20 protein-coding genes are annotated in these 21,732 nt (G+C 44.2%); 11 read left to right on the forward strand and 9 right to left on the reverse strand.

Features of this window, described 5'->3' with window-relative positions:
- Positions 1-101: 101 nt before the first annotated feature.
- Complete coding sequence (locus tag FTU40_RS07085; RefSeq protein ID WP_074384135.1) at positions 102-755, reverse strand: OmpA family protein; 654 nt, start codon at positions 753-755, stop codon at positions 102-104.
- Positions 756-1,008: 253 nt separating this feature from the next.
- On the opposite strand from FTU40_RS07085, the gene FTU40_RS07090 reads away from it, so the two are divergent.
- The 6 genes from FTU40_RS07090 to FTU40_RS07115 all read left to right on the forward strand — a co-directional run bounded on the left by FTU40_RS07090 (position 1,009) and on the right by FTU40_RS07115 (position 5,773).
- Positions 1,009-1,935: an acyltransferase gene (locus tag FTU40_RS07090; protein WP_074384134.1), complete on the forward strand. Its 927-nt coding sequence runs from the start codon at positions 1,009-1,011 to the stop codon at positions 1,933-1,935.
- Between the two features lie 18 nt (positions 1,936-1,953).
- Positions 1,954-3,018 carry a preprotein translocase subunit SecA gene (locus tag FTU40_RS07095; protein WP_180040277.1) on the forward strand — a complete coding sequence of 355 codons (1,065 nt, stop codon included), beginning with the start codon at positions 1,954-1,956 and terminating at the stop codon, positions 3,016-3,018.
- A gap of 159 nt (positions 3,019-3,177) precedes the next feature.
- Entirely contained in the window at positions 3,178-3,888 is a 711-nt protein-coding gene (minC, locus tag FTU40_RS07100; protein ID WP_180040279.1) for a septum site-determining protein MinC, read from the forward strand.
- A 66-nt stretch (positions 3,889-3,954) separates the two neighbouring features.
- Positions 3,955-4,767, forward strand: a complete 813-nt coding sequence (minD, locus tag FTU40_RS07105; protein ID WP_005096033.1) for a septum site-determining protein MinD — start codon at positions 3,955-3,957, stop codon at positions 4,765-4,767.
- 2 nt (positions 4,768-4,769) lie between these two features.
- Positions 4,770-5,042, forward strand: a complete 273-nt coding sequence (gene minE / locus FTU40_RS07110) for a cell division topological specificity factor MinE (protein WP_005096032.1) — start codon at positions 4,770-4,772, stop codon at positions 5,040-5,042.
- A gap of 443 nt (positions 5,043-5,485) precedes the next feature.
- Entirely contained in the window at positions 5,486-5,773 is a 288-nt protein-coding gene (locus FTU40_RS07115; RefSeq protein ID WP_005096030.1) for a PA4642 family protein, read from the forward strand.
- Between the two features lie 64 nt (positions 5,774-5,837).
- On the opposite strand, the gene FTU40_RS07120 is transcribed toward FTU40_RS07115, so the two are convergent.
- The gene (locus FTU40_RS07120) at positions 5,838-8,894 is read right to left on the reverse strand and encodes a DNA translocase FtsK (RefSeq protein WP_180040281.1); all 3,057 of its coding nucleotides are present in this window, start codon (positions 8,892-8,894) and stop codon (positions 5,838-5,840) included.
- 250 nt (positions 8,895-9,144) lie between these two features.
- On the opposite strand from FTU40_RS07120, the gene trxB reads away from it, so the two are divergent.
- From trxB to FTU40_RS07135, 3 genes are all read left to right on the forward strand, one after another.
- Complete coding sequence (gene trxB / locus FTU40_RS07125; protein WP_005172342.1) at positions 9,145-10,107, forward strand: thioredoxin-disulfide reductase; 963 nt, start codon at positions 9,145-9,147, stop codon at positions 10,105-10,107.
- Positions 10,108-10,199: 92 nt separating this feature from the next.
- Positions 10,200-10,931: a leucyl/phenylalanyl-tRNA--protein transferase gene (gene aat / locus FTU40_RS07130; RefSeq protein WP_180040283.1), complete on the forward strand. Its 732-nt coding sequence runs from the start codon at positions 10,200-10,202 to the stop codon at positions 10,929-10,931.
- Positions 10,932-10,952: 21 nt separating this feature from the next.
- Positions 10,953-11,768 (forward strand): arginyltransferase, encoded by an 816-nt coding sequence (locus FTU40_RS07135; protein WP_005096022.1) that lies wholly within the window; start codon positions 10,953-10,955, stop codon positions 11,766-11,768.
- Positions 11,769-11,780: 12 nt separating this feature from the next.
- Here the strand turns inward: FTU40_RS07135 and rimI are convergent, their stop codons facing one another.
- The 7 genes from rimI to FTU40_RS07170 form a co-directional block, all read right to left on the reverse strand.
- Positions 11,781-12,239, reverse strand: a complete 459-nt coding sequence (gene rimI / locus FTU40_RS07140; RefSeq protein WP_180040285.1) for a ribosomal protein S18-alanine N-acetyltransferase — start codon at positions 12,237-12,239, stop codon at positions 11,781-11,783.
- A gap of 102 nt (positions 12,240-12,341) precedes the next feature.
- Positions 12,342-13,226, reverse strand: coding sequence for a metal-dependent hydrolase (locus FTU40_RS07145; protein WP_100354882.1), 885 nt, complete (start codon positions 13,224-13,226; stop codon positions 12,342-12,344).
- A gap of 196 nt (positions 13,227-13,422) precedes the next feature.
- Positions 13,423-14,613 carry an elongation factor Tu gene (gene tuf, locus FTU40_RS07150; protein ID WP_180040287.1) on the reverse strand — a complete coding sequence of 397 codons (1,191 nt, stop codon included), beginning with the start codon at positions 14,611-14,613 and terminating at the stop codon, positions 13,423-13,425.
- 92 nt (positions 14,614-14,705) lie between these two features.
- Positions 14,706-16,841 (reverse strand): elongation factor G, encoded by a 2,136-nt coding sequence (gene fusA, locus FTU40_RS07155; RefSeq protein ID WP_180040288.1) that lies wholly within the window; start codon positions 16,839-16,841, stop codon positions 14,706-14,708.
- Positions 16,842-16,969: 128 nt separating this feature from the next.
- Positions 16,970-17,440 (reverse strand): 30S ribosomal protein S7, encoded by a 471-nt coding sequence (rpsG, locus tag FTU40_RS07160; RefSeq protein ID WP_004279240.1) that lies wholly within the window; start codon positions 17,438-17,440, stop codon positions 16,970-16,972.
- A gap of 178 nt (positions 17,441-17,618) precedes the next feature.
- Entirely contained in the window at positions 17,619-17,993 is a 375-nt protein-coding gene (gene rpsL, locus FTU40_RS07165; protein WP_002050319.1) for a 30S ribosomal protein S12, read from the reverse strand.
- A gap of 154 nt (positions 17,994-18,147) precedes the next feature.
- A complete protein-coding gene (locus tag FTU40_RS07170; protein WP_180040290.1) occupies positions 18,148-19,650 on the reverse strand; it encodes an EcsC family protein in 1,503 nt (500 codons plus the stop codon).
- Between the two features lie 275 nt (positions 19,651-19,925).
- Here FTU40_RS07170 and FTU40_RS07175 point away from each other — a divergent pair, with 275 nt between their 5' ends.
- The gene (locus FTU40_RS07175; protein ID WP_005096011.1) at positions 19,926-21,155 is read left to right on the forward strand and encodes a beta-ketoacyl synthase N-terminal-like domain-containing protein; all 1,230 of its coding nucleotides are present in this window, start codon (positions 19,926-19,928) and stop codon (positions 21,153-21,155) included.
- 23 nt (positions 21,156-21,178) lie between these two features.
- Positions 21,179-21,631 (forward strand): CopD family protein, encoded by a 453-nt coding sequence (locus FTU40_RS07180; protein ID WP_100357334.1) that lies wholly within the window; start codon positions 21,179-21,181, stop codon positions 21,629-21,631.
- The last annotated feature ends 101 nt before the right edge of the window (positions 21,632-21,732 follow it).

Here is a 21,732-nt window from a genome sequence, read left to right on the forward strand (position 1 = left end):
CATCTCTGCCTCAGTTGCCTAATTTAAAATACGATTAATCAGGTCAATGTTCAGATATAAAAAAACCACCCGAAGGTGGTTTTTTTATATGCGTTTAAAGATTATTGAACAGCATATACCGCGATTTCTACACGACGGTTTTGTTCTTTACCCGCCGCAGTTGTATTGTCTGCGATCGGGTTGGCTGAACCTAAACCTTGAGCATTAATACGTGTACGTGAAACACCTTGACCTGATAAATAAGTTGCTACAGAGTTAGCACGTGCTTGAGACAACGGGATGTTGATTGAGTCATTACCGGTACTGTCTGTATAGCCAGTGACCAAAATACCGCTCTGGTTATCTTCGGTTAATACTTGAGCCACTTTATTCAAAGTGCCATAGAAGTTTGGTTTGATGTTCGATTTGTTGGTATCAAATGTAATGCTACCTGGCATTACAAGGTTAATCGAACCATCTGCATTACGGTTAACATCTACGCCAGTTCCGGCTGTTGCTTGACGTAATTTTTTCTCTTTGTTATCAAGATAAACACCTGCTGCACCACCAACAACAGCACCAATCGCTGCTGCACGGTTGTTTTGACGGCTGGTATTCGCATTACTCTTAGAAACACCGTAACCTGCTGCAGCACCAATTAAAGTACCTAAAGCAGCTTTATCATATTCCACACCACCGAGGTTATTACCAGTTGATTGACAACCTGTAAGTGCTACGGCCCCTGCTACAGCTGCTGAAATTACTAGTGCACGCATCGCATGACTCCTTATTGTATGCTTTGTTGTATAAGCGAAATAATGATTTAAATTGAACGGGATAACCATTGAATTTTTGTTAATAATAAATCGTTTCGCAATATTTTGTAATGTTTATATGTAACTAAAACAATGGACTTCATCACAATATCTTCATAGTTAGGCCTTTAGGCTTTTTTATTTGCCTCACTCTCATTATATTATTCAAAATATGAAAAAATTTAAGCAACTAATCTCTGGGGACTGTTTTGATATGTCATCGAATAGCAATAAACAAGCAACTTTAAAAAAACTTACACGTGGCTTGGCTGTCACCTCAGTGATGACAGGCAGTACTTTTTTTCATGGCCCTCCGGTTCTGGCGCTGGGTTTTACCAAGTTTTTTAAAAAATCTGCAAAAGTTGATGAAACCAATATCAAGATTACCAACAGCTGGTTAGGCGTCAATAACTGGCTGATTGACAATGTGCTCAACAATACCGAATGGCAAATAACAGTAGATGAATCACTTGATTTAAATATGCAGGGCCGTTATTTGATGACCTGTAATCATCAAAGCTGGGTCGATACCACCGTCAATCAGTACTTCGGCTTGACCCGTATGCCGCTGACGCGTTTTTTTACAAAATGGGAACTTATTTTTATTCCTTTTGTCGGTCAAGCCTTTAAAATCTTAGGTTTTCCGATGATGAAACGGCATAGCAAGGAACAGATTGCTAAAAATCCTGCGCTAAAATACCGCGATATGGAAGAAGCACGTAAATCCTGTGAGCAGCTGATCAGTCAGCCCTTTACCCTGTTAAATTATCTGGAAGGCACGCGTTTTACCAAAGACAAACATGATCAGCAGCAGTCTCCTTACAAATACTTACTTAAACCTAAGGCCGGTGGTCTGGCTTTGGCGCTGAGTATTCTCGGCGATAAAATTGATGCGCTGGTCGATATGACCATCGTTTATCCGGACGGTATTCCGGGTTATGGTGAATTTTGGTTAGGTGAAGTGCCACGAATTGCGGTAAATTTAAGAAAAATTGAGATTCCTGACTGGGTACTCGGCGGCAATTATGAAGATGATGCTGAATACCGTGCACGTTTCCAGAAATGGATTGATCAAATCTGGACTGAAAAAGATCAACTAATAGCGCAAATGCAGCAGAACTTTGACCAAAGCGCTGTCTGATTTTTTGCCTGAGTAACTATGAAGAACGACAACCCCGACATCACCTCTAGCTCATTTAAGTTTATTCGTAAAGGCACCTGGGGCTGGAAAGTTGCACTGATTTACGACATTTTTATGATGGTCTTAATCATCATTAATCTATTTTGTCTCAGTGCCAATGCCATTTTAATGAGCGATTTTGGTCAATGGTTGTTTGACTTCATTCGTTTACCGGAAATCTTGCAGTTTTATAAAAGTGATTTACGCCCTTGGGTCGTCATTACTGAGGGCTGGTTTACCACCTTCCTGATCTGTGAATTACTGGCACGTTGGGGCATTGCCATTGTTCAGCGCCATCATCGGCGCTGGTGGTTTTTTCCATTCGTACATTGGTATGAAATTCTCTCCATTATTCCACAACTGCGCTTTCTGCGTCTGTTACGTGCGGTCGCGATTGGCTATAACTTGCATAGTCACGGTTATAAAGTCATTCCCGAGCGCTGGTATCGTCAAGGCAATTTTTATTACAACATGCTCATGGAAGAACTTTCCAGCCGTGTGGTGCTGACTGTACTGGACGGTATTAAGCGTGAACTCAGCACCAGTACATCACATAAAAAATTGATTGATGATTTGGTAGAACATCATCGTAAATTACTGGCAGTTGCCTTGGCAGACATCTTGCAGGAATCTTTGGGTAAAGAGTTGCAGGCACAACGTTCCATGATTGCTAAAAATGTCGGGCAAGTGGTCAGTCAAGCCATTGAAGACACCCCGGAACTGACCCAGTTATTGCGATTAATTCCACTTGTCGGTAGCCGGATTGAACAACAAATTCAAAGTATTGGCCAACGTCTAGGGGAAAATATCACCCAAGGTCTGATTGATCCCTTTACTCATACCGGCCAAAAAGAAAATCCTACTTTTACCCTAATTTCAGATAAAATCAGCCAGATTCAGATTGAACATAATCCACATATTGATAAGTTGGTCGAATCGGCTGTTTTTGAAACACTTGAAGCGATCCAAAAACAGGTGAAAGTCAAACAGTGGCAACAGATTTTAGAAGAACATGAGCAAAATCAGCGCTCAATAGATAGATAACATTTAAAGTGCAGAACCAGATAAAATCATCCGGTTCTGTTGGCATAAAAAAATAACTGAGATCGCTAGAGAATTACGCCAATTTGTTCTAGGATTTGCACTATTTACAACATTGCTTCGACATAAAACCAGCAAGTCAGAAGTATTTAAGGAAGAATTATGGCTGATATACGGATAAAAGGCAGAATGGTCAATGCAATACGCATTAGCTTAGATACCAATGATCATGATGCCATCCGCCAGCAACTTAGCCCAAAATTACAAGCTGCATTCCCATCTGGCACTTTGGCCGTCATTGAAAGTTCAGTTGAACAGGAACTGATTGCCCTGATTCAGCTGTTAATCGACTTAGATGTACAGCCAATGGCCGTGACTGAGGGTTTACTGGGTGATCAGGCGCGTTCCATTCAGTTCCCGGTTCTGCCACCCGATCGCCAGTTAGAAGAAGTGAAAGCCACGAAAGAACAGGTGGTAGAAGTTAAGCCAGAAGCAGCGGCAAGTGATGATCAGGCAGCTGCTGCCCCGATCGTTGCGCATGTGACCTCATATCATGATGAAATTCTGCGGACGGGCCAATGTATTGTGCAGCATAATGGCGACATTATTATCAATGCCGGCATCAACAGTGGTTCAGAACTGATTGCTTCAGGCAATATCCATGTGTATGGCAGCGCACGTGGTCGTGTCATTGCAGGTGTCGGGGGGAATACGGCAGCTCGTATTTTCTGTCACAGCCTTGAAGCAGAACTGATCTCGATTGCGGGAACCTATTGCGTAGCGGATGATATTCCCCCGCATGTCGTTAAGAAATCAGTGCATATTTACTTGAATGATCAACAAGAGCTTGTATTTGAAGCTCTACAATTTTAATGTATAAATAAATACCCAAAACCCCATTTTAAACAGGGGATTTGAACCATAACAGGAGTGGATTCGGTGGCGAAAATTGTTGTCGTAACGTCAGGCAAAGGTGGTGTAGGTAAAACTACAACAAGTGCATCTTTTGCAACAGGTTTAGCCCTACGCGGTCACAAAACTGTTGTGATCGATTTCGATGTAGGTTTACGTAACCTTGATTTGATTATGGGCTGTGAACGCCGTGTAGTTTATGATTTTGTGAATGTTTTAAATAACGAAGCACGATTACAGCAAGCACTGATTCGCGATAAAGATATTGAAAATTTATATATTTTACCTGCATCACAAACACGTGATAAAGATGCCTTAACAGATGAAGGTGTTGCTCGTGTAATGGATGAACTTTCGCAGGAATTTGATTACATTATCTGTGATTCACCTGCCGGTATTGAACGTGGTGCTATTTTGGCCATGTACCATGCTGATGAAGCCATCATTGTCACCAATCCTGAGATTTCATCAGTACGTGACTCTGACCGTATCATTGGCATGCTTGACAGTAAAACTAAAAAAGTAGAACAAAACGAAGGTCGCATTCGTAAGCATCTGTGTATTACCCGTTTCAACCCGGAACGTGCCGATAAACAGGAAATGCTGACGATTGACGATATTTCTAAAGATATTTTACGTGTACCGACCTTGGGCGTTATTCCTGAGTGTCCAAGTGTTTTACAGGCATCGAACGAAGGTAAGCCGGTGATTCTTTTTACTGAGGCTGCAGCAGGTCAGGCTTATGATGACCTCGTGGCACGTTTCCTTGGCGAAGAACGTCCTTACCGTCATATCGAGGTAAAACCTAAGGGCTGGTTAGCACGACTATTTGGAGCGTAGACATGGCAGGATTCTGGAGTAAACTTTTTAGTGGCGAGGATAAACCATCAAGCGCACGGACTGCTAAAGACCGTTTGAAGGTTATCGTTGCTTCCGAACAAGGCTTGGGTCGTCGCTTGAGCCAGGACAAAATTGATCAGATGAAGACAGAAATCATGCAAGTGGTCAATCGCTATGTACGTGGTGTCGATGAGCAGCATATTCAAATGTCGGTACGTTCTGAAGCCAATATTGAAATGCTTGAGATGAATATCAATTTACCTGAAGAACGATAATCTGATTTTTGATTGGTCAAGCAAATTGATTCAAGGCAAAATATGAGGCCGGATTAGTAAAGCACGGCTTTACCCGGCCGCAAGACGAGAAGCTAGGCTTCGAGTGGGCTGGTCGTAAATACTGCTTTACCCAGCCGCAAGACGAGAAGCTAAGCTTCGAGTGGGCTGGTCGTAAATACTGCTTTACCCGGCCGCAAGACGAGAAGCTATGCTTCGAGTGGGCTGGTCGTAAATACTGCTTTACCCGGCCGCAAGTCGAGAAGCTAGGCTTTGAGTGGACTGGATCAGTAAATTAAAGCACGGCTTTTAAGGATTTACTCAATCCCAAGACTAGAAACAATGTTTCTAGTCGACAGAGTCAGCTCAAAAGACACTGTCTCTTGCTCATACAAATTTTGCCTTTTTTCATGCCGAAAAAACTACATTAGATTAAGGAAATTGCGATGGCATTATCTCAACCAGCGACCTTTAACGAAGAATGGTCAGATGAGCGTGTATTTGCCTACCTGAATCAGCTTCCTCCTGCAGGTGTAAATGCTGACTTTCATGTGCTTTATCATGCTTTCAAGCATATGCGTCCATTTGATTATGAACGCCTGTTGACGAAATTTGTCGCTGATGGCCGTGATGTCAATGCAACCAATCCTGAAGGGCAACGCATTCATGACGTGATTGCCACCTTCCCGCGTCAAAGTGCCGAGTTCTTGGCGGTATTGGCGAAGTTTGCCTGATTTTAGCTACCGTATTAAAAAAGCCTGCAATTGCAGGCTTTTTTATGGTTCAGCATAGAGAAACTTAAACCAGAATCTCGCGTTTACCATTGGCACCCATGCCACTGACAATACCATTCTCTTCCATCTGGTCAATGATCCGCGCAGCACGGTTATACCCCAGACTAAATTTACGCTGTAGCGAAGACGTTGAAGCCTTACGGGTTTCGAGTACAAATGCTACGCACTGATCATACAGTGCATCTCGATCTGGGCCACTCTCTCCACCCTCTTCAAAACCGCGATTTGATGGTTCCTCATCATACGGCGTCAGGATTTCATCGACATAATTGGGCGCACCACGTTCACGCCATGCATCACAAATCCGGTTCACTTCATCATCGGCAATAAAGGCACCATGCACACGCTCAGGCTCAATTTTACCAGGCCCCAGGAAGAGCATATCACCATGACCGAGCAAGTCTTCTGCACCGCCTGCATCCAGAATAGTACGTGAGTCAATTTTTGAGTTGACACGCAGTGCCACACGGGTCGGAATATTGGCTTTGATTAAACCGGTGATCACATCCACCGATGGACGCTGAGTGGCAAGCAGCAAGTGAATACCGGCCGCACGGGATTTTTGTGCCAGACGCGTAATCATTTCTTCAGCTTTTTTACCGACCTGCATGATCATGTCAGCAAATTCATCCGCGACAATCACAATCGAAGGCAACGGCGTTAAACGCGGTGCACGCTCACCCACCACTGAATCACTGGCCTTCCAGGTTGGATCGATCAGGTCTTCACCATTGGCAATCGCTTCTTCGACCTTGCGGTTATAGTCACTGAGTTTACGAATTTTCAGGAAAGACATCAGTTTATAGCGACGTTCCATTTCATTGACACACCAATTTAATGCGTTGACTGCATCTTTCATATCGGTGACGACAGGCGTCAATAAATGTGGAATATCATTATAGTTGGCCAGTTCCAGCTGCTTTGGATCGATCAGAATCAAACGCAACTGTTCAGGGCTGTATTTGAGCAACATCGATAGAATCATCGAGTTGACTGCCACCGATTTACCTGAACCCGTGGTACCCGCCACCAGCATATGCGGTGCCTTGCCCAAGTCAGCAATTACCGGATTACCGGAAATATCCTTACCCATTGCCATGGAAAGAATACTGTTCGGATCAGTGAAGGCTGGAATGGTCAGAAGCTCGATCAAACGTACCATTTCACGGCTGCTGTTCGGCACTTCAATCCCGATATACGGTTTACCGGGAATCACTTCAACCACACGTACCGATGCCATCGACATCGAGCGTGCCAAATCTCGGGAAATATTAGTGACTTTAGAGGCCTTCACACCCGGCGCCAGATCCAATTCAAAACGTGTCACCACTGGGCCCGGCTGTGCTTCAACCACCTTGGCTTTGACATTGAATTCCTGCAGTTTGATTTCAAGCAGTTCAGATAAACGCGACAATTGCTCTTCAGTGAAATTCACTTTTTTATTCGGATCGACTTCATCCAGCAGGTCGAGACCCGGAAGAGGCGATAGATCTTTACGGCGCTCAGCCACCTGCATCGCACGTGACATCGGACGGCCTGAAGCATCAGTTAAAGGTGCATCAAAATCAAACTCGTCTTCATCTTGTGGTTTGCCAGCCGTTTCTTGCCAGGCTTCTACAAATTCTTCTTTAGATAAAGCCTCGCGTACTGCGGCATGAGTTGCAGAAGAATCAGATACCGGTTGTGCTATAACTTGATGCTGAATCGGGGCCTGTACAAAAGCAGAAGATTGCGCATAGCTAGAGGCACGTATAGTTTGTTTTGGCTCATCCTCTTCAATCAGCAAATCACCCAGGTCATCCAGATCGGCTTGCAATGCACTATTTTTGACTACATGTGCTGTTGCGACAGATGCCAGAACCGGCGCCGCGCTTGTAACTTCTTCGGCAAAGCTCTGGGGTTTTGCAGCAGGCGCAGCATTAAATGGACTATGCACATCTGTCGCCGTTTTTCCTTGTGGAACGGCAGCCAGAAGTTCATCAAAGATTTCATCATCATCCCAGTCCAGCCCAGTATGCGTAGCAGGCGCTGTTCTGGCTTGAACATGTTGAGACGGCGCAGCTTGAGAAACCGCCAAGTGTGAGGCTGGAGCACTATGCTGCTCTTCTTCGGCAGCTTTAAGTAATGCATCAATATCCTGTTTATGGCGCTGATCTTCACTGGAATGTAAGGCACGCCATACTTCGCCTGTTGCCACGACGCGGTCTGGCTGTTGAGGCACTTGCTGTGCTTGCTTCAATGTCTCGACTGGCTCAGGGGCATGCTGTTCAGCTTCGGGAATATCATCATAAAACTGCGGTTGCTGTGATTCTTTATCGGCAAAATCATCAAATAAGCGTTCAGCCACTTGGTCACGCACCACCGGATCTATTTCTACCAGTTGATGCTCAGGCGCAGGTGTGACTGCAACCGCTACTTTTTTTGTACTAATGACTGGTTCTTTTTTGGCGACAGGTGCAGTACGGTCAAAATCAGACATGCCTTCAGGCACATTACGGTAGAACAGGTCTTGTAGATAAGCAGGCGTTGCTTTGAGGCTGCTCCAGGTCTTGTTCCACTTCACCCCAAAAGCCAAAGTAAATAACACCACCCAAAGCACCAGCAGGAAGAATGCTGCACCATAGACTGTCAGCAACTGTTCTAAACTCTGGCCTAATTCATAGCCAATGATACCGCCGGAAGAATTATCCAGCGTATCGGCAGGCACTTGCCAGAATAAAAACAGCAGTGCTGACGTGGTCAATAACAGGAAGAATTGCGCAGCATAGCGGAATGGCCGGTTCAGGAAGCTACGTGGCCACCAGACCTGAACCGCTTCCATAAACAGATAGACAGGAATCAGCAGGCTTGCCCAACCGAGAAAGCCAAACAAAAGGTCTGCAATCCAGGCACCCGCAACCCCACTGGCATTCGAAACGGTCTGCGTATCACTAGAGATATGCATCCATCCCGGATCAAATGGCGTATAGGTCACTGTTGCAAGAAACAGATAAATCCCAAATGAGACTAAAAATAATGTCATTACTAAGCGCTGTGCATAGGCACTCGACACCGCTGTCATATACTGTCCTGTAACCAATTCTTCATGAATATTCTTTTGCTTCAATGCTTGAAAAAAGCGACGCAATAAAAGGCATATTATGCACCTGTTCTGTGAAAAAAGATGCACTATTGTGCAAGCACACTGTGTACTTATTATATATAGCCCAAATCGATTTCAATGATCAATAATATCGACTTTAATCTCACCCCACTGTTATACAGTTTCACGTATAATTCAATAAATTTCTAAATAAAAAAGGATACAGCTGATGAGCGCACGTCACTCACGACTGATTATTTTAGGTTCTGGCCCCGCAGGCTACAGCGCAGCAGTCTATGCAGCGCGTGCAAACCTAAAACCAACCCTCATTGCCGGTTTGCAACTGGGCGGCCAATTGACCACGACCACGGACGTGGATAACTGGCCCGGTGATCCTGAAGGCTTAACCGGTCCAGCATTGATGGAGCGTATGCAGGCGCATGCAGAGCGCTTTGGCACTGAAATCGTGTATGACCATATCAATGAAGTAGATCTAAACCAGCGCCCTTTCGTATTGAAAGGCGATATGGACGAATTTACCTGTGATGCTTTAATCATCTGTACCGGTGCAACAGCTCAATATTTAGGTCTTGAATCTGAAGCTGCCTTTATGGGTCAAGGCGTCAGCGCTTGCGCCACTTGTGATGGTTTCTTCTACAAAAACCAGAAAGTCATGGTTGTGGGTGGTGGTAACACCGCTGTTGAAGAAGCCTTATACTTATCCAATATCGCTTCGCATGTGACTCTGGTTCATCGCCGTGATTCATTACGTTCTGAAAAAATCTTGCAAGATCATTTATTTGCTAAAGAAAAAGAAGGCAAGATCAGCATTATCTGGAACCATCAGGTCGATGAAGTTTTAGGGGATGCACAATCTGGTGTGACCTCTGTACGTATCAAGTCGACCCAGGATGACTCTACTCAAAACGTCGATGTAACGGGTATGTTTGTTGCCATTGGCCATAAGCCAAACAGTTCAATGTTTGACGGTCAGTTGCAGCTGCGCGACGGTTATATTCAGGTGCAAAGTGGTACTGCGGGTAATGCAACCCAAACTTCGGTACCGGGCGTATTTGCTGCGGGCGATATTGCTGACAGCATTTACCGTCAGGCCATTACTTCTGCGGGTTCAGGCTGTATGGCTGCACTCGATGCAGAAAAATATCTTGATGCGATGGGCAAACTAGACTAAGCAGCAAGAATAAAAATGCCGTCCATTATGGGCGGCTTTTTTATTGCTAGAATTAGCTTATGATTCATCTATAGTTTTATTTCAGGTTTGCCATGCATCTACTTCCTCCCTCACAATTTATCTTTCCTGACCCGATGCAGGTTGACCCTGAAGGCGAAGGACTGATTTGTATTGGTGCTGACCTCTCCCCTTCCACACTTTTTGAAGCCTATACCCATGGCTTATTTCCCTGGTTTTCTGAGGGAGAACCTATTTGCTGGTGGAGTCCGGAACCGCGCTGCATTATTCGGCCCCATGATTATCATCCAAGTAAATCCCTGATCCGCAATATGAAAAAATGGGATTATCAAATCACGGTCAATCATGCTTTTGAAAGGGTGATTCGTTCCTGCTCACTGCCGCGTGCTTATGCAGAAGAAACCTGGATCAGTGAAGATATTATCGCAGGATACTGCGACATGTTCGATGCCGGATATGGCTATAGTATTGAGATCTGGGATGAAAATCGCATTGTAGGTGGGCTTTATGGTGTGACGATTGGACAGGGTTGTTTTGGTGAGTCCATGTTTAGTACGCAGACCGATGTTTCTAAAATGGCTTTTTATACTTTAATGCTGATTGGGCAGGAAAATAAGCTGCCCTGGATTGACTGCCAGTTGGTCAATGACCATCTTTTAAGCCTCGGCGCCTGTACACTTTCTCGCCAAGACTATCTTAATTCGTTACAAGATGTTGTAAAACAGCCTGCTATCGATTGGAAAAAGTATCAAGAGGGTGTATTTTCAAGTAAAACAATAGCGCAAAACGCGCGACTCAGTGAATGAAAATAACAGAGGGTACTTGTTATGAACTCTTATCAGCCAAAGTCCCTACTGAACGATTTACAGTATTATATTACGCCGCCGCACGATTGCAGCTACTTGCCCAATAAGTCGGCACGTATGGTTTTTCTGGATCCTGCGCATCGCATTGATGTACTGACCCTGTCAGAACTGTCGCGCACCGGTTTCCGGCGCAGTGGCGATTTTGTTTATCGTCCGGAATGTCATCTGTGTCGTCAATGCTTATCTTCACGCGTGCCAGTGGCTGAATTTTCCATGAACAGTTCACAAAAAAAAGCCTGGAAACGCAATCAGGATCTTCGGGTGAAAATTACCAGTCCAGAGCAGGCCGGTGATACGCATTATGCGCTGTATGAACGCTATATCAATGAACGCCACGCAGATGGGGACATGTTCCCCCCGAGTCGCGATCAGTTCGAAAAGTTTTTATTGCAAAGTTGTACGGATAGCTTCTTTTTAGAATTATGGCTGGATGATCGCTTGATCAGTGTTTCCACCTGCGACTTGCTAGATGATGGCATCTCGGCTGTATATACCTTCTTCGATCCGGATGAAAATCGCCGCTCTCTCGGTGCATTTGCAATCTTGAAGCAGATTGAACATGCGCAAAAACTTGGCTTACAATTCATCTACCTCGGTTATTGGGTGCCACATTCCAACAAGATGAATTATAAATCTCAGTATCTGCCGCTAGAACTCTTGATTGATGGCCAATGGCGACGTTTAAACCGTGCGCTGAGTGAGCTGGAGATTCAGCACTTGGGAAACTCATTGATGACGACCTTACCCAGCGGATGGAATCACCAGATTATTAAATAAGGTCGTCAGTTTCTATTTGAACAGGCTAGCAAAGTCATCCGTACATGCCTTGACCATAATGATGGCATGTTCGCGCATTCCGTTTGAACCCGGATAATAATTTTTGCGTAAATCAATCTGATGAAAGCCTGACTTCTCATAAAGCTTGATGGCAGCAATATTAGTTTCGCGCACTTCCAGGAAAATCTGCACCGGATTATTTTTCAGCATGGCGACTGAGGCATCCAATAATTGATAACCCAAGCCCTGACCTTGCTGAGCCGGATCAATTGCCATAAGCAGTAAATTGGCTTCATCCAGCACCGGTTGTAAAATACAAAATCCCAGCACCTGCCCTTGCTGCTCGATCACGGTACTTTGATAAGCAGTCACCGCATCTTCAAACTGTTTTAAAGTCCAGGGATGTGATTGAACAGATTTTTCAATCTTTGCAACGGCTGCTACATCCGCTGCTTGCATTAAACGAATCATCTTCGTTCATCTTATATAGAATTAACTTCCGCATTATAGAAACTTCATCCAAAAAATCGAGTAAAAAAAAGAGCAATTTCAATCGCTCTTTAATTTTCAGTCCTATTCAAGTCCGAGTTTGGCTTTCCAGACTGTTAACAGGCCATGTGTATCATGATCATTTGGATGAAAGCCAGGTTTAAAGTACATTAACATTTCACGACTCATGCCCGTAATTACCCCTTTTGATGGGCTATACGCGTAGGTATATATCGATTTCAGCGATTCCAAATTCAATTGATTGTCCTGCTTGAGTAAACGTGCCAGAAAATAGCTTTGTACAACAGCTAAGGTTGCCATCGAAATGACCAAAGATGAGGTCCGTAGCGCATAGGCTTTTAAACCGTTACCAAAGACAGCTTCAAACACATCATAGGCCACCGCTTTATGTTCATTTTCTTCAATCGCATGCCACATCCACATATTTTTCATGGTTTTATCAGTCATCAGTTCCTGGATATGAGCGTTACTTAACAACTGCGTTGCGATGGTCGCGGTAAAATGTTCCAGTGCTGTGGTTGCAGTCAAATCCACCATTTCTTGGCTAATGCCAACTGGCTTCAGCAGTTTGGCCATGACTTTACGCGTGGTCTGAATCACCTGATCGGTATAATGATCCAGTGTCTCGACATCATGTCCATAGCGCTGTGCGGAGGCATTAAAACCGACATGTTCATGCGTGTGCATAGCTTCTTGACCAATAAAGGCAGAAATTTCTTTTTGCAATTCTGCATTATCTTTGATCGCTGGATGCTGACGCACGGCCCGAACGCTATCGATAAAGAACTTTTCACCTGCCGGAAACAGTGCAGATAAGGCGGTCATAAAATGCGTTAAACCAGCTGATCCATGCATCCAGTATTCCGGGACATGATCAAAATCAAAATTCATACGACGAACAGGAAAGCTTGCACCAGCACGCTCTGAAATTTTTACTTTTACGTTCATTGTAGGCTCCTTTCAAGCACAGCTGCCTGAATCTATTATTTGTTTTATTGAGCCTAGTTTTATTGATTTTTATCGTATAAATAAGTGCAGTTTAGGTCATCACACTATCAGTTAAGGACACTCATGAGTGATTGTCTGACAAAAATCCAGACAAAAAAAACGCCTCAAAGAGGCGCTTTTTTTACACAATCAGCGATTATGCAGTTACTTTAGCAACTACACCAGCACCCACTGTACGACCACCTTCACGGATCGCAAAACGTAGACCTGGGTCCATTGCGATTGGGTGGATTAGCTCTACTGACATCTCAACGTTGTCACCAGGCATAACCATTTCCACGCCTTCTTTAAGCGCGATCGCACCAGTTACGTCCGTAGTACGGAAGTAGAACTGTGGACGGTAACCGTTAAGGAATGGAGTGTGACGACCACCTTCTTCTTTAGAAAGTACGTATACTTCCGCATCGAATTTAGTGTGTGGCTTGATCGCACCTGGTTTAGTCAATACTTGACCACGTTGTACGTCTTCACGCTTAGTACCACGTAGAAGAACACCACAGTTCTCGCCTGCACGACCTTCGTCAAGCAATTTACGGAACATTTCAACACCAGTAACTGTAGTTACTTGAGTATCACGGATACCAACGATTTCAACTGATTCGCCTACTTTAACAATACCAGTCTCTACACGGCCAGTTACTACTGTACCACGACCAGAGATTGAGAATACGTCTTCAATTGGCATAAGGAATGGAAGGTCGATAGCACGTTCTGGCTCTGGAATGTAAGAGTCAAGCGCTTCAACAAGAGCAACAACTGCATCTTCACCATACTGACCAGATTCACCGTTCAGTGCAGCAAGTGCTGAACCACGGATTACTGGAGTGTCGTCGCCTGGGAAGTCATAAGTAGAAAGAAGTTCACGAACTTCCATTTCTACTAATTCGATCAGCTCTTCGTCATCAACGATGTCGCATTTGTTCAGGAACACAACGATGTAAGGTACACCTACCTGACGAGAAAGCAGGATGTGTTCACGAGTTTGTGGCATAGGACCATCAGTCGCTGAACAAACTAGGATCGCACCATCCATCTGAGCCGCACCAGTGATCATGTTTTTAACATAGTCGGCGTGGCCTGGGCAGTCTACGTGCGCGTAGTGACGAGTTGGAGAATCGTATTCTACGTGAGAAGTGTTAATTGTAATACCACGTGCTTTTTCTTCTGGTGCAGAGTCGATTGCAGCGTAATCACGCGCTTCGCCACCGAATTTTTTCGCACATACAGTTGCAATCGCAGCTGTTAAAGTTGTTTTACCATGGTCGACGTGACCAATTGTGCCCACGTTAACGTGTGGCTTATTACGTTCAAACTTAGCCTTAGCCATGAGATCTTCCTTTTTAAACTACTCATGCAGGATCACTGCATGAGCACTTGGGTTTAACTATGAATTAGTTTGGGCTTATAGTAATCGAAAGATTACTCGTCGTCACCTTTTTTACCGCCAGACTGGAACTTAGAAATGATGCCTTCAGCCACGTTACGTGGAGTTTCAGCATATTTAGCAAATTCCATAGAGTAAGTCGCACGACCTTGAGACATAGAACGCATATGAGTTGCGTAACCAAACATCTCAGCCAATGGAACTTCAGCACGAATGGCTTTAGTACCACCAGGAAGATCGTCCATACCTTGAACCATACCACGACGACGGTTTAAGTCACCCATGATATCGCCCATGTAGTCTTCTGGAGTTTCTACTTCAACTTTCATGATTGGTTCAAGCAAGATTGGATCTGCTTTCATGAAACCATCACGGAATGCGTAAGAACCTGCCATTTTGAACGATAATTCGTCAGAATCGACATCATGGTAAGAACCGTCGAACAATGTCGCTTTGATGCCCACTACTGGATAACCAGCAAGTACACCATTCTTCATACGTTCTTGGATACCCTTGTCAACCGCGCCGAAGAATTCTTTAGGTACAACACCACCTACAACTTCTTCAACGAATTCGTAGTCTTTACCAGCATCTTCAGCAAGCGGTTCTAGACGTACGTATACGTGACCGAATTTACCTTTACCACCAGTTTGACGTACGAATTTACCTTCTTGCTCAACCGATTTTTTGATCGTTTCGCGGTAAGATACCATTGGTTTACCAATGTTCGCTTCAACACCGAATTCACGCTTCATACGGTCAACAATGATGTCAAGGTGAAGTTCACCCATACCAGCAATAATTGTTTGACCTGATTCTTCATCAGTACGTACACGGAATGATGGATCTTCTTTTGCCAAACGACCTAAAGCTACTGACATTTTTTCTTGGTCAGCTTTAGTCTTAGGTTCAACTGCAAGTGCAATTACTGGCTCAGGGAATTCCATACGCTCTAGTGTAATTACGTGGTTTTCATCACATAATGTATCACCAGTCGTTGTGTCTTTCAGACCTACACACGCCGCGATGTCGCCCGCACGAATCTCTTCGATATCTTTACGGTCATTCGCATGCATCTGTACGATACGGCCTACACGCTCACGCTTCATTTTCACTGGGTTATAACACGGGCTACCCGCTTTAAGAACACCAGAGTAAACACGTACGAAGGTTAAGTTACCTACGAATTTGTCGTTCATGATTTTGAACGCAAGTGCAGAGAACGGAGCTTCGTCAGACGCTTCACGAGAACCTTCAGATTCGTCTTTGTCGTCAAGGATACCCTTGATCGCTTCAACGTCAGTCGGTGCTGGCAAGAATTCAATTACAGCATCCAACATACGTTGAACACCTTTGTTTTTGAATGCCGAACCACAAAGCATCGGTTGAATTTCGTTTGCCAATGTACGCTTACGGATACCAGCAACGATTTCTTCTTTAGTCAGCTCTTCGCCTTCTAGGTACTTGTCCATGAGTTCTTCTGATGCTTCCGCAGCAGCTTCAACCATATTAGTACGCCATTCTTCAGCAGTAGCAACTATGTCAGCAGGGATGTCGCCATATTCGAATTGCATACCTTGAGATGCTTCATCCCAAATGATTGCTTTCATTTCGATCAGGTCAACAACACCCTGGAAGTTTTCTTCTGCGCCGATTGGAACAACGATTGGCACTGGATTACCGCCAAGACGTGTTTTAACTTGTTCAACTGCACGGAAGAAGTTCGCGCCAGTACGGTCCATTTTGTTAACGAACGCAATACGTGGAACTTTATATTTATTTGCTTGACGCCATACCGTTTCTGACTGAGGCTGAACACCACCTACAGCACAGTAAACCATGCACGCACCGTCAAGAACACGCATAGAACGCTCAACTTCAATCGTGAAGTCAACGTGTCCCGGGGTGTCAATTACGTTAATACGGTGTTGTTCGAACTGGTTCGCCATACCTTTCCAGAAGCATGTTACAGCTGCTGAGGTAATGGTAATACCGCGTTCTTGCTCTTGTTCCATCCAGTCCGTAGTTGCCGAACCTTCGTGAGTTTCACCAAGTTTATGGCTCTCACCTGTGTAGAACAAAATACGTTCAGAAGTGGTTGTCTTACCTGCGTCAATGTGCGCAGAAATACCAATGTTACGGTAACGAGAAATTGGGGTTTGACGTGCCATGATTTCTAGCATTCCTAAATTTTGTTGTTTAAAACAGGACGCTTTAAGCTGCATAGCAACTTAAAGCGCTTTGGTGACAAAACCATGACGGTTTTAGCACTTTCCTGAATAGGGCCTGTTTTATCTGCTTAGAAACGGTAGTGAGAGAATGCTTTGTTGGCTTCAGCCATACGGTGCACATCTTCACGTTTCTTAACCGCAGCGCCTTTGCCTTCAGATGCATCAAGCAACTCGCCAGCAAGACGTAAAGCCATAGTTTTTTCAGAACGCTTAGCAGCAGCATCTACTAACCAACGCATAGCTAGGGCAGTACGACGGGATGGGCGTACTTCCATAGGTACTTGGTATGTAGCACCACCAACACGGCGTGCTTTTACTTCGACCATAGGACGAACTTTTTCAAGAGTAGTCTCGAAAAATTCAACTGGGTCTACTTTAGATTTTTCTTGAACGCGGTCTAAAGCACCGTAAACGATACTTTCAGCAATAGATTTTTTACCATCTTGCATTACGTGGTTCATGAATTTAGCGATTGTTTGGCTGCTGAACTTAGGATCCGGAAGGATTTCACGAGCAGCGACTACGCGACGTCTTGGCATTTTAAACTACCTATAAAGATGACACTTCAGGTTTATCCAGCATGAGCACAAAGTGTCATGTGCATTCGCTGGCCTTACTACACGTCGCTTGAATTTCACAAAATTAAATGCAGAAATCAGACAAGCGAGACGATAAAGGATTGCGGTTCTACGTTCTTAAAATTTAATTCTTGACGAATTATTTCTTAGGACGTTTAGTACCGTATTTAGAACGAGACTGGTTACGATCTTTAACACCAGCACAGTCTAAAGAACCACGAACGGTATGGTAACGTACACCTGGTAAGTCTTTAACACGACCACCACGGATAAGAACAACACTGTGCTCTTGCAGGTTATGGCCTTCACCACCGATGTAGCTAGAAACTTCAAAACCTGAAGTTAAGCGAACACGGCAAACTTTACGCATTGCTGAGTTAGGTTTTTTAGGTGTAGTTGTGTAAACACGTGTACAAACACCACGGCGCTGTGGACAAGCCTTCAACGCAGGAACTTTAGATTTTTCAACTAAAGTCGTACGACCCTTACGGATCAACTGATTTGTTGTTGCCATTTGGCAATTCTCCCGTTAATAAAAAGCCCCAAAAACATACTGCTTTTTGAGGGCATGCAATTGTAATTCAAGATGTAAAATTGGTCAACCTGCTCAGGTCGACCAAATATAATAACAACTATACGCTATGCTGCTATTTTCTCTCAGAATTCATTTACTTTTTCGGATTCTTCGCAGTTTTTTTTGTAACATCTTGAGCTTTAGATGTTGTTGAGGCTGTTTCAGATGCAGAATCAGGATCCTCCTGCCCCTCTAGCCCCTCATTTTCCACGGTCTCCGATTCATTTTCAGCAGTATTATCTGCTTGTATCTCTGCTTCCACGTCAGGATCAAAAGAAGTTTTGGTTAAAGCAGGCTGTTGCGATTGTTTATCTGCCACAGGTTCAACCAATTCATCACTGAGGGCATCTAGACCTTCACTGACTTTTTCATCTTTTTTCACTTCAGCTTCTTCAGAACTGAGATCATTCTTTTCTTTCTTAACCAGTTTGACCTGAGTAATTGTATCATTGCCTTCAATTGCAATATCCTGATCCAGAATTGGCTCGTCTTTTGGCGCCTCGATCGACTGAGATGAACTGTCTAATAATTTAGGTGCAGCCTGTTGCAATAAATTGACTGCTTTTTCATAGGCCGCATAGGGAGACAATTGCGAATCTTGATGCTGAATCAGATATTGTCGAGCATGTGAGAAAGCTTCTTGAGCTTTCTGATTTACATCATCAACAAAACGGTGACTATAAACTGCTCCGATTCCAGCACTTGCCAATGGTGTCAATTTCGTTAATTTTTCTAAAATAGAAATTTTTGGCAGATTGTTCACCCATTCCCATTTTGCCTCGCCCTCATGGTTGTTTAACCATTGCTTGATGGCATTCATATCATTATCAGAACCCAGCATGGCCTGAAGCTGGGAAATATCGTGGGTTTTAATTGTATTACTCAGCGCTTTTAAACCCAATAATAAGGTTTGCTTTTCAGCAATCAGGCCGAGGTCCAGCTGTCTAAAGATATGTTGTACGATTTCCTGATCATCATCTTTGCTCAGGTCAAAACCATAAGAACGACCGACCTGATAAATGGTACGTAGCGCCATTAACAAAGAAGCCGGAATATCAATCGCTGTACCAAGCACCCCAGAAGCACCGCTGATTGCACCCTGTACCGTTGCAATCCATTTGTTTTGCTCACCCAAAGCCTGTGAAATTCGTTTAGAACGATTGACATCCTGAGTCAACTCTTCCAAGTCTTTTGCTCCCGCTTCATTCAGAATGGCATCGACCGAACTGCTCTGGTTACTAAACTGGTTAAGGCGGTCATAAAAATAGTCTGATACTTTCTCCGTCAGTTCAGGAGAAACAAAATGTGCCACGTTATTGACGGTATTAAAACGGTGTCCTAGAAGTTGGCGAGATACATTTGGCAGATGTTCACGAAGCATTTGCTGTGGATTATCATATTTTTTAGCCGAAAAAACGCTTTTTGTCTTCGCCGAACCGTCAATCACCTGACCGGAATTTGACGGCTTAAGTGCTTTCGTCACCGAGTCTGGTGCAACATGATTCAATAAATCCAATCCGGTTGAACTGAACTTTTTCGCCACTCCAAAGGCATTCGAAATCAGACCATTAGATTGTTTATTATTAGCATTTACCATTTTTTACCTCAGCATTCACGTGCTTGTATTTGATATAAATACTAGGTGTAGTCAGCATTTATCTCAACTTTATTCTGTGTCATTTAGTAAAATCCCTACATGCCGACTCACAAACCCAACCGACTGTCACACGGCATAACATTTGCCATAAGATTTCAAAAGTCTTTCTGCTATCATGTTCTCCATCATGAAATAAGGCTAGAGGCCGGATTTGGCGATTTTATATAGCCCACTTTCTGCCACTGGACGTAGAGCTAAACTATAAGGATCTGTAGATGAAACGTGTTGTCATCACTGGCATGGGTATTAACTCGTGTATTGGTAATACATTAGAGGATGTAAACCATTCTTTACAAAATGGGATTTCAGGAACACGTTTTAATCCGACTTATGCTGAACTCAATTTCAAAAGCCATGTGAGTGCTGCGGCCGAACAGGATTTCGACGGTATTGACCGTAAACTCAAACGCTTTATGGGCGTATGCGCAATGTATGCCTACAATTCGGCACTTGCTGCAGTTGAACATGCCGGTTTAAAACAAGAAGATCTGGCAAATAATCCACGCTATGGTATTGCCGGTGGTTCAGGTGGTGGTTCAACTGCCTCAGTGGTTGAAATGAAAGAACTTCTAGATACCAAAGGTGCGCGTAAAATTGGCCCTTTCTTTGTACCACGCAATATGACCAACACCATTACTGCAAACGTCGGTGTCGCTTTTAAACTACAAGGCGTAGCACATACCATTACCAGTGCATGTGCAACCTCTGCCGATGCCATTGGTTATGCTTATAACCTGATCCAACTGGGCAAACAAGATTTGATGCTGGCTGGTGGCGGTGAAGAAGATCACTGGTCACAAAGCTTATTGTTTGATGCGATGGGTGCGCTTTGCTCTAAATACAACGACACGCCTGAAACTGCATCTCGTCCGTACTCTGCTGACCGTGACGGCTTCGTGATTGCCGGTGGTGGCGGTTTTGTGGTGCTTGAGTCACTTGAGCATGCACAAGCACGTGGTGCAAACATCTTGGCTGAAGTGGTGGGCTATGCGGCCAACTCGGATGGTGCAGATATGGTTGCACCAAGTGGCGAAGGGGCTACACGTTGTATCCTGATGGCACTTGAAGAAGCCAAACAACATGGTGTTGAATCGATTGATTATGTGAATACTCATGGTACATCTACACCTGCTGGTGACGTGACCGAGCTTCAAGCAATGGCACGTGCATTTGGTGAAGATAAAGTTCCACCACTGAGCTCAACCAAGTCTATGACTGGTCACAGCCTGGGTGCTGCTGGCGTTCAGGAAGCAATTTACTCGATCCTGATGATGCAAAATGACTTTATTGCTCCAAACATTAACGTGACCGAGCTGGATGAAGGCGCGAAACCGTTTGATATCGTGCTTGAAAAACGTGACGCAAAATTGAATACTGTGATGAGTAACAGTTTCGGTTTCGGCGGCGTAAATGCCTGTCTCATTTTCAAGAAATGGGAAGGCTAAGCTGCCCAATTTAGGGTGACTTGATGGATGCTCCTTCTGATGCTTTCTTGTGGGTAAAAGCATTACATATTATTGCAGTGGTTTGCTGGTTCGCGGCTTTGTTCTACTTGCCACGTTTATATGTTTATCATGCCATGAGCGAAGATGCCGTCAGTCATCAACGCTTTGAAGTCATGGAACGTAAGCTGTACCGTGGCATCATGTGGCCAGCCATGTTGGCCACCTTGATTACGGCACACTTTCTGGTCGACTGGGGTGATGCAACGCGTCACTACCATGAAGCCTTATGGTTTTACCTTAAAGTTGGCCTGGTCGGCTTATTGGTGATTTACCATCTGATATGTGGTTATTACCGCAAGAAGTTGATTGATAATGCACATTACAAGTCTCACAAGTTTTGGCGTTATTTTAATGAGATGCCAACCCTGATCTTATTTGCAGTGGTGATTTTAGTCGTAGTTAAACCTACTTTCTAATTCACCCACGCAATCAAAAAAATCCCCGATCAGTCGGGGATTTTTTATGTCTGAATATTTAAATCTGCACACAGCTGTCCATTTTAAGATTCAATTCAGAA

It is taken from the genome of Acinetobacter sp. YH12100 (assembly GCF_013419135.1).
Lineage (GTDB): Bacteria > Pseudomonadota > Gammaproteobacteria > Pseudomonadales > Moraxellaceae > Acinetobacter > Acinetobacter pseudolwoffii.

Excerpts from the sequence above, each read along its gene's own strand:
- minC (WP_180040279.1), top strand. The coding sequence starts at position 3,178 with ATGGCTGATATACGGATAAAAGGCAGAATGGTCAATGCAATACGCATT.
- FTU40_RS07120 (WP_180040281.1), bottom strand. The coding sequence starts at position 8,894 with ATGACAGCGGTGTCGAGTGCCTATGCACAGCGCTTAGTAATGACATTA.
- rpsG (WP_004279240.1), bottom strand. The coding sequence starts at position 17,440 with ATGCCAAGACGTCGCGTAGTCGCTGCTCGTGAAATCCTTCCGGATCCT.
- rpsL (WP_002050319.1), bottom strand. The coding sequence starts at position 17,993 with ATGGCAACAACAAATCAGTTGATCCGTAAGGGTCGTACGACTTTAGTT.
- FTU40_RS07170 (WP_180040290.1), bottom strand. The coding sequence starts at position 19,650 with ATGGTAAATGCTAATAATAAACAATCTAATGGTCTGATTTCGAATGCC.
- aat (WP_180040283.1), top strand. The coding sequence starts at position 10,200 with ATGCATCTACTTCCTCCCTCACAATTTATCTTTCCTGACCCGATGCAG.
- FTU40_RS07145 (WP_100354882.1), bottom strand. The coding sequence starts at position 13,226 with ATGAACGTAAAAGTAAAAATTTCAGAGCGTGCTGGTGCAAGCTTTCCT.
- trxB (WP_005172342.1), top strand. The coding sequence starts at position 9,145 with ATGAGCGCACGTCACTCACGACTGATTATTTTAGGTTCTGGCCCCGCA.
- tuf (WP_180040287.1), bottom strand. The coding sequence starts at position 14,613 with ATGGCTAAGGCTAAGTTTGAACGTAATAAGCCACACGTTAACGTGGGC.
- minE (WP_005096032.1), top strand. The coding sequence starts at position 4,770 with ATGGCAGGATTCTGGAGTAAACTTTTTAGTGGCGAGGATAAACCATCA.
- FTU40_RS07095 (WP_180040277.1), top strand. The coding sequence starts at position 1,954 with ATGAAGAACGACAACCCCGACATCACCTCTAGCTCATTTAAGTTTATT.
- fusA (WP_180040288.1), bottom strand. The coding sequence starts at position 16,841 with ATGGCACGTCAAACCCCAATTTCTCGTTACCGTAACATTGGTATTTCT.
- rimI (WP_180040285.1), bottom strand. The coding sequence starts at position 12,239 with ATGATTCGTTTAATGCAAGCAGCGGATGTAGCAGCCGTTGCAAAGATT.
- FTU40_RS07175 (WP_005096011.1), top strand. The coding sequence starts at position 19,926 with ATGAAACGTGTTGTCATCACTGGCATGGGTATTAACTCGTGTATTGGT.
- FTU40_RS07180 (WP_100357334.1), top strand. The coding sequence starts at position 21,179 with ATGGATGCTCCTTCTGATGCTTTCTTGTGGGTAAAAGCATTACATATT.
- FTU40_RS07090 (WP_074384134.1), top strand. The coding sequence starts at position 1,009 with ATGTCATCGAATAGCAATAAACAAGCAACTTTAAAAAAACTTACACGT.
- FTU40_RS07115 (WP_005096030.1), top strand. The coding sequence starts at position 5,486 with ATGGCATTATCTCAACCAGCGACCTTTAACGAAGAATGGTCAGATGAG.
- FTU40_RS07085 (WP_074384135.1), bottom strand. The coding sequence starts at position 755 with ATGCGTGCACTAGTAATTTCAGCAGCTGTAGCAGGGGCCGTAGCACTT.
- FTU40_RS07135 (WP_005096022.1), top strand. The coding sequence starts at position 10,953 with ATGAACTCTTATCAGCCAAAGTCCCTACTGAACGATTTACAGTATTAT.